The organism is Clostridium sp. AF29-8BH (genome assembly GCF_003478145.1).
Classification (GTDB): Bacteria; Bacillota; Clostridia; order Lachnospirales; family Lachnospiraceae; genus Otoolea; species Otoolea fessa.
The window spans coordinates 37,151-43,851 of the sequence record NZ_QUEL01000024.1 but is presented as its reverse complement, the minus strand read 5'-3'; the positions used below and the strand labels follow the sequence as shown (position 1 = coordinate 43,851).

Annotated in this window: 6 protein-coding genes and 2 pseudogenes; all 8 read left to right on the top strand. The window is 43.0% G+C overall.

Going from position 1 to position 6,701, the window contains the following annotated elements; genetic code table 11:
• The first annotated feature begins 115 nt into the window (after positions 1-115).
• Positions 116-910 (top strand): hypothetical protein, encoded by a 795-nt coding sequence (locus DWZ16_RS12790; RefSeq protein WP_243022027.1) that lies wholly within the window; start codon positions 116-118, stop codon positions 908-910.
• A gap of 207 nt (positions 911-1,117) precedes the next feature.
• Positions 1,118-1,792: a DNA/RNA nuclease SfsA gene (gene sfsA / locus DWZ16_RS12780; protein WP_107000624.1), complete on the top strand. Its 675-nt coding sequence runs from the start codon at positions 1,118-1,120 to the stop codon at positions 1,790-1,792.
• A gap of 29 nt (positions 1,793-1,821) precedes the next feature.
• The gene (locus DWZ16_RS12775; protein WP_107000623.1) at positions 1,822-2,412 is read left to right on the top strand and encodes a nitroreductase family protein; all 591 of its coding nucleotides are present in this window, start codon (positions 1,822-1,824) and stop codon (positions 2,410-2,412) included.
• Positions 2,413-2,467: 55 nt separating this feature from the next.
• Positions 2,468-2,900 (top strand): annotated as a pseudogene (locus tag DWZ16_RS12770) (N-acetyltransferase).
• Between the two features lie 138 nt (positions 2,901-3,038).
• Positions 3,039-3,953, top strand: coding sequence for a hypothetical protein (locus tag DWZ16_RS12765; protein WP_233430206.1), 915 nt, complete (start codon positions 3,039-3,041; stop codon positions 3,951-3,953).
• A gap of 108 nt (positions 3,954-4,061) precedes the next feature.
• The gene (locus DWZ16_RS12760) at positions 4,062-4,895 is read left to right on the top strand and encodes a hypothetical protein (RefSeq protein ID WP_022359996.1); all 834 of its coding nucleotides are present in this window, start codon (positions 4,062-4,064) and stop codon (positions 4,893-4,895) included.
• Between the two features lie 18 nt (positions 4,896-4,913).
• On the top strand, positions 4,914-5,669 hold the full coding sequence (locus DWZ16_RS12755) for a TraX family protein (RefSeq protein WP_022359997.1): 756 nt from the start codon (positions 4,914-4,916) through the stop codon (positions 5,667-5,669).
• A 70-nt stretch (positions 5,670-5,739) separates the two neighbouring features.
• Positions 5,740-6,692, top strand: a pseudogene (locus DWZ16_RS15580) (NYN domain-containing protein); the annotation flags it as partial.
• Between the last annotated feature and the right edge of the window lie 9 nt (positions 6,693-6,701).

The following is a 6,701-nucleotide window of genomic DNA, read 5'->3' as shown; positions in this document are numbered from 1 at the left end:
TCGGATCCGTATCTGAGGAAAATATTCGCCGTTATATTGAACATCAGAGCAAGTCGTATTAATTCAATGTGAATTGTAAATATTCATATGCATGGCTGTCTGAAGGGGGAGGAGAATGCTGTTGTCGCACAGAACATCGGTCAATATCCGGCCGGAATATTCTAATATTATAGGGCATATGTGTTACGCTGCTTCCAAGCTCTGGAATGTCTGCAACTATGAACGCCGTCGATATAAAGAATTGGGGCTGGAGAAGTATCCTGACTGGTATTATCAGAAGAAAGCGCATAAAGGAGATCTGTGGTATAGACAGCTTCCGTCCCAGACAGCGCAGGAGACCTGCAAGCAGCTGGATAAAGCCTGGAAATCATTTTATGCCCTTAAAAAGACCGGCGGGATCAAAGTGCCAAATCCTCCGCGATTTAAACAGGACAATATACCGATCACTTACATGCAGATGGGAATCCGGCACGAGAAGGGTTCCGGCCAATTACGGCTGTCTCTGTCAAAGGATCTGAAAAGCTACATGGAAGAAACTTACGGGATTCATGAAAAATTTCTATATCTTGAAAATAAGATTTTCAGGAACATGGATCACATAAAGCAACTGCGGATCTATCCACCGGAAGATGGAAAATGTGACCTTATCGTTATCTATGAGGTCAAAGAACCAGAACTGGAAAGCGATACCAGCCAGTGCAGCCCGTTTTCACCAGAAATATCAAAAAGATATGCAGAAGCATCAAACAGAAAAGAGCGGGGCATGTATATAACGGATGGAGTAAGATATAATGCGGATGCAGTAGGAGCATTTAATATCCTGCGTAAACATCTTTCCGTATCCGGAAAACAGAAAGAACTGTCCGTAACCGGACTAAAGAATCCAGAAATAATAAAAGTAGCTGTATAGCCGAAAGGTAAGCGGTAGTGGTGTCATGGACGCACCCTGAAAAAAGGCGGTATCCCACCAGATTTCAGATGCTTTGGTAACTTAGTTACCGAGTAGTTCACTGTTATTCGAATTGATTGTGATTATTATACTGCAAAGCACAGGCCGCTGTCAGTGAATCCAATCGTGTAAAATGAATGTTTCAGTACATATAATAGGAAACGTCACATGAAATATGATAAGATAGTGAAAGCAATTTTCATAGAACGTCCCAATCGTTTTATTGCGCGGGTAAAGATTGATGGCTCGGAAGAGGTAGAATCGGTTCATGTAAAGAATACGGGACGTTGTCGTGAATTACTGCTGCGGGGGGCGGAAGTGATTTTGGAAGATTGCATAGAAAAGAATCCAAATCGAAAGACTCGCTATGATTTGATTGCAGTTAAGAAGAATATGATATGGGTTAACATTGATTCTCAGGCACCGAATAAAGTGGTAAAAGAATGGCTGATGACACAGGGGTATGATTGTATTAAACCAGAGTATACCTTTGGAAATAGCCGGATGGATTTCTATATGGAAAAAGGAAAGCAAAAATATCTAATGGAAGTCAAAGGCTGCACCCTTGAGATAGACGGAGTTGGATATTTTCCAGATGCCCCGACGGAAAGAGGAGTTAAGCATTTAAGGGAACTTGCAGCTGCGTGCGGACAAGGATATAAATGTTTGATAGCATTTGTGATTCAAATGGAAGGCATCAGTGAAGTCAGGCCGAATACGGAAACGCATCCCGAATTTGGCGCTGCACTTCACGAGGCAAAGGCAGCAGGTGTTGAGGTGCTTTTCCTGAAATGTCATGTTGGGATGGATAGGTTGGAAATCATAGGAGAAGATGAGTCTTGAGGGCAAGGTTCTAAAGGAGAGAGAAATCTATGATACGTGAAATTGAGAATAGAAGAAGTATAAGAAAATATAAGCCAGATGAGATCGAAAGGAAGTTAATTGACGAGATCATATACAGTGCTTCCCTTGCACCATCTGCTAAAAACAGGCAGCCTTGGAAATTTATTGTATATCAGGGGAAAGAAAAAGATAAACTGGTTGATGTCATGCGTCATGGTATAAATTCAGAAAAAATGACCCATGAACTTATGCCGGAATGGGCATTTGCCATACCGGATGCTGAGAATACCGTTAGAATCATGCAGGAGGCCCCATGCCTTATAGCAGTGCTTAATACCAACCAGCATACTCCATTTGCAAGCATTGAAAATGAAAAGCGAATTGTTGAAATATGTGATTCACTGTCCATAGGTGCGGCGATTGAAAATATGATTCTGACAGCAACGGGATATGGATTGGGCACCTTATGGATTGCCAATACTTGTTTTGCCTATAATGAGCTGATGGATTTTATCGGAACAGACAGCCAATTGACAGGAATTGTTGCGATTGGATTTGCCAATGAAGCTCCGGCTAAAAGACCAAGGAAACCTTTCGAAGAAATTGTTGAGTACAGATAGGTAAATCGTAATGAGTTAATCGTGTTATAATCAGGTTGGATGGAGAATAATCGTTATGATTAGAAAGTTGCAGAAGGTAGATATAAATAGAGTCGCTGATATATGGTTGAAAACTAATCTGAAAGCACATTTTTTTTATTCCTGAACAATACTGGATAAGTAATTATGAATTCGTGAAGGAAATGCTGCCACAGGCGGAAGTTTATGTGTATGAAGATGATAAAATGATTCAAGGCTTTATAGGAATAAATGATGAATACATAGAAGGTATTTTTGTTTCTGACGAAATGCAGTCACGTGGCATCGGTAAAATGTTGTTGGATTACATCAAGGATAAAAAAGACAGATTACAGTTAAAGGTATATCAGAAGAATGTCAGGGCAATGTCTTTTTATCAACGAGAAGGATTTACTATTCAGAGTGAAGAGATGGACGAATTCACAGGAGAAAAAGAATATGTGATGAATTGGGAATCGTCTGGAATTTGAATACCCATGGCAGGAGGGGATGAACCGCCTGTTTGTTTACAAGATGGAAGATGATTCCCATCGGATGTAGTATTTTGCAGCAAGAATGCCGATGAGATTCTTTACCAGAATAAAAATATCTGAAGGGAGGCTTTTGGTATGAAAAATAGAAAATACAGTCCTGTTTTTATGATGTTTCTATGCATGATAATGGTAGTTTTATTGTTTCCGATGACAGTCAATGCCGATATGGGACCAAAGGCCTCTGTTCGGATTCAGTTTGAGCATATGGGGGATGAGCTCTGTTATGGAACTTTGCTGTCGAAGGAGAAATCTACTGGTCCGGCAAGTGCCTGGGATGGAAGAACGGAGAGTGCCCAGAAAGAGTACATGGATCCTGGTATCTGGAAGATCTTTGTGAATTACAAGGATCCGGATGGATACTATTTTCTGCAGCGGAGCTGGAAGGTAAGTGAAAGCAAAGAGCTTGCATGGACCTATTATCCGCCGGGTGATTTTAAGATTCTTCTGTATTATCCGGAAACGGAAACCTTTGTATCCAGTGGAATTTATGCTCGTTATGCATTTGATACGTATTATACAGTGGATATGGATGGTGTGGATATCGGTTCGGTGGAATACAATGATGATTTGAGTACCAATGAGCGGATTGAGGCCTACCGTTCGTATAATTACCGGCAGGAGATGCTGGCTCTTGGGGCAAGGATCGTCCTTACTATTTTAATCGAAATGCTGGTGGCGCTGCTGTTTGGTTTCAGACAGAAAAAACAGCTGTTGATTCTGGCTGTTGTCAACATTATTACGCAAATTATCTTAAATGTGCTGCTCAATGTGATTAATTATAATTCCGGCCCTCTTGCATTTACATTTTTCTATGTACTTTTTGAGCTGATTGTATTTGCTCTGGAGGCAGTGTTGTATTGCACAATTCTTAAGAGGCTATCAGAAAAGAAAAAGGAGGATGCATATTATATCCTGTATTCCTTTGTGGCCAATCTGATCTCATTTGGTGCTGGATTATTCCTGGCGGCGAAACTGCCGGGCATGTTTTGATATAGAGATAAGTTAAGGTAACTTCTCAACGTGTTCAAATAGAAATGGCTCAGAAGAAAGTTCATCCAAAGTGATAACATCTTTTTGAGCATAGAGGAATGGATATATATGAAAAAACTTCTAACTTTTATGATTGTGTGGACTTGTTTGCTTACCCTGGCTGGCTGTGGCAAGAAGGACATGGATTATACGATGCAAAATGAGTCAAGTGTTGCAGAAAGTGTCCGGGAGACCGGTGAGGAGTCCGTATTGATTCAAAATGAGGATGCAGGGGAAGGGGAAAATGCGGCTCCTGAAACTAAGTATATCACCATTGACTTATCCGGAGTTGGGGAGATTCATCCGAAGGGAGATGCAGTTTCACCGTTAACGTTAAAAATTGTGTCGGAAGAGGAAAATGGAATCGATTTTGCGAACGAATGGTATGAAAGCAAACAGTTATCCCTTCCTATGGTCGGAAAGGAATGGAATAATTTCTATGATGACGAATATCAGTATATCTGGTCCGGGGATGCGCTGTATATTTATGAAAATATTTCCGGAAATTGTCTGTATGTGCTGGAGTATCCAACGGATAAATGGTATATCAACGGCAATAATGCCTGCCTCCTGGATGATATCTTTTATGGCATCAGTGTGACAAATGGTTACGCACAGCCGGATAGCTGCTTTATGTTTGCCTATGATCTGGAAAATAACAAGCTTCTTTGGCGAAGTGGGGATCAGACCTGTAACACCATGAATTTTATTGTAAAAAAGGACGTTATTATCTGCGGGTATGGTTTTACCTCGGAAAAGGATTATCTTTATCAGCTCAACCTTCACACCGGCGAGGTTATTGCAAGCCTGGAGCTGAAAAAACAGCCGGATCTTCTGGTGCCTCAGGACAATATGCTTTATGTTCACACATACAGCTATAATTATACGATAGAAATGCAATAGGAAAGGAACAAGAACTGAATGGATTCATCTGCTTCAAAAAACTTTGAACTTACTGCAGCTGTCCTGCACATTATCGCCATGACGCTTATGCTGATGGATCACCTTTGGGCGACGCTTCTTCCTGCTAGGGAGTGGCTTACCTGTGCCGGAAGAGTGGCATTTCCTATCTTCGCTTTTATGGCGGTGGAGGGGTACTTCCACACCAGAAGCTTTAAAAAGTACATCCTTCGGATGCTGCTGTTTGCAGTGCTTTCAGAAATTCCCTTTGATTTGATGTACGGCGGTACCTGGTTTTATCCAGTTCACCAGAATGTCCTCTGGACATTCCTGTTGGGTCTTTTAGGTGTCTGGCTTATGGAACAGGTACGGAAAAAAGGAAAAACCTGGATGTATCTGCTGGTGTGCGTTTTGGTTGTGCTGGCAGGTCTGGTACTGGGAACTCTTTGCATGGTGGATTACTACGGGGTCGGTGTTCTGACGGTATTTGTGTTCTATTTCCTCCATGGGCGGAAATGGTGGTGCTTCTTGGGACAGCTGGCTGCCCTATACTGGCTGAATGTGGAACTGCTGGGCGGTCTGATGTATCCGGTTCAGCTCTTTGGCATGGAATTTGAACTGTGCCAGCAGGGGCTTGCGCTTCTGGCATTGATCCCCATCTGGCTGTACCGCGGCAGACAGGGCTACCACAGTAAACCATTCCAGTATCTCTGTTATGCATTTTATCCAGTTCATATGCTGCTGCTTGTGGTGGTACTGAATTTCATCAACCGATGATAAAATTTTACAATTCCCACCATTCATGGTATCATAACAGGTAGTAAAATTGCCTGTGAATACCTTGAATGGCGGTGATTTCCGTCAGTCGGTTTACCGGGCTATCCGTCATGGCCTGATGCAGGCACATTCGATGCTTTTGGAGCCATTTTATGCATTTCATCTGACGATACCGGACAAGATGGTAGGACGTGCAATGACGGATCTGGAACGCCGGTTTGCGGTTTTTGAAGGACCGATTCTGGAGGATGGACAGGCGATACTTACCGACCGTGCACCGGTTTCATCCCTGGATGGATATGGACCCTGCCATAATGAGGAAGAGGTCATCGAAGCAGCCGGTTATGATCTGGATGCGGATTTGGCAAACCCAAGCGGCTCGGTCTTCTGTTCCCACGGAGCCGGTGTCTACGGTGAGACTGCCGCACGCCGGAAGGAGTCAGCTGCCGGTGCCGCACAAAAAGGCGGAAGCAGCCGGGGAGAAGCGGCAAAAGGAACGGGGGAAAGCAGTCCGGCGGACAGACAGAGTACTTTCTGGTAGATGGATACAATATCATATTTGCCTGGGATGAATTAAAAGAATTGTCGGAGGTAAATATCGACAGTGCCAGAGATAAGCTTTTGGATATTCTCTGTGATTATCAGGGAAGCCGTGGAATCGAAGTGATTGCAGTATTTGATGCATACCGGGTACAGGGACACTGGACAGAGGCCATTGATTACCACAATATTCATGTGGTATTTACAAAGGAAGCAGAGACGGCGGATCAGTATATCGAGAAGTTTGCCCATGAAAATGGAAGAAAATATAAGGTCATGGTGGCAACCTCTGACCGTCTGGAGCAGATTATCATCCGGGGTCAGGGATGCGGACTCTATTCGGCCAGAGATCTGCAGGAGGAAGTAAAGCGTGTTAAGAATCAGATCCGGGAACGCACAGACAGACCAGGAAGCGGACATAAGAATTATCTGCTGGATGGAGTATCGGAAGAACTGCTGAAGCAGGTAAAAAAAGAAGAATAGAGACATGCA

Coding starts and splice junctions, on each gene's coding strand:
- DWZ16_RS12775 (WP_107000623.1), top strand. CDS start 1,822: ATGATACGTGAAATTGAGAATAGAAGAAGTATAAGAAAATATAAGCCA.
- DWZ16_RS12790 (WP_243022027.1), top strand. CDS start 116: ATGCTGTTGTCGCACAGAACATCGGTCAATATCCGGCCGGAATATTCT.
- DWZ16_RS12755 (WP_022359997.1), top strand. CDS start 4,914: ATGGATTCATCTGCTTCAAAAAACTTTGAACTTACTGCAGCTGTCCTG.
- DWZ16_RS12765 (WP_233430206.1), top strand. CDS start 3,039: ATGAAAAATAGAAAATACAGTCCTGTTTTTATGATGTTTCTATGCATG.
- sfsA (WP_107000624.1), top strand. CDS start 1,118: ATGAAATATGATAAGATAGTGAAAGCAATTTTCATAGAACGTCCCAAT.
- DWZ16_RS12760 (WP_022359996.1), top strand. CDS start 4,062: ATGAAAAAACTTCTAACTTTTATGATTGTGTGGACTTGTTTGCTTACC.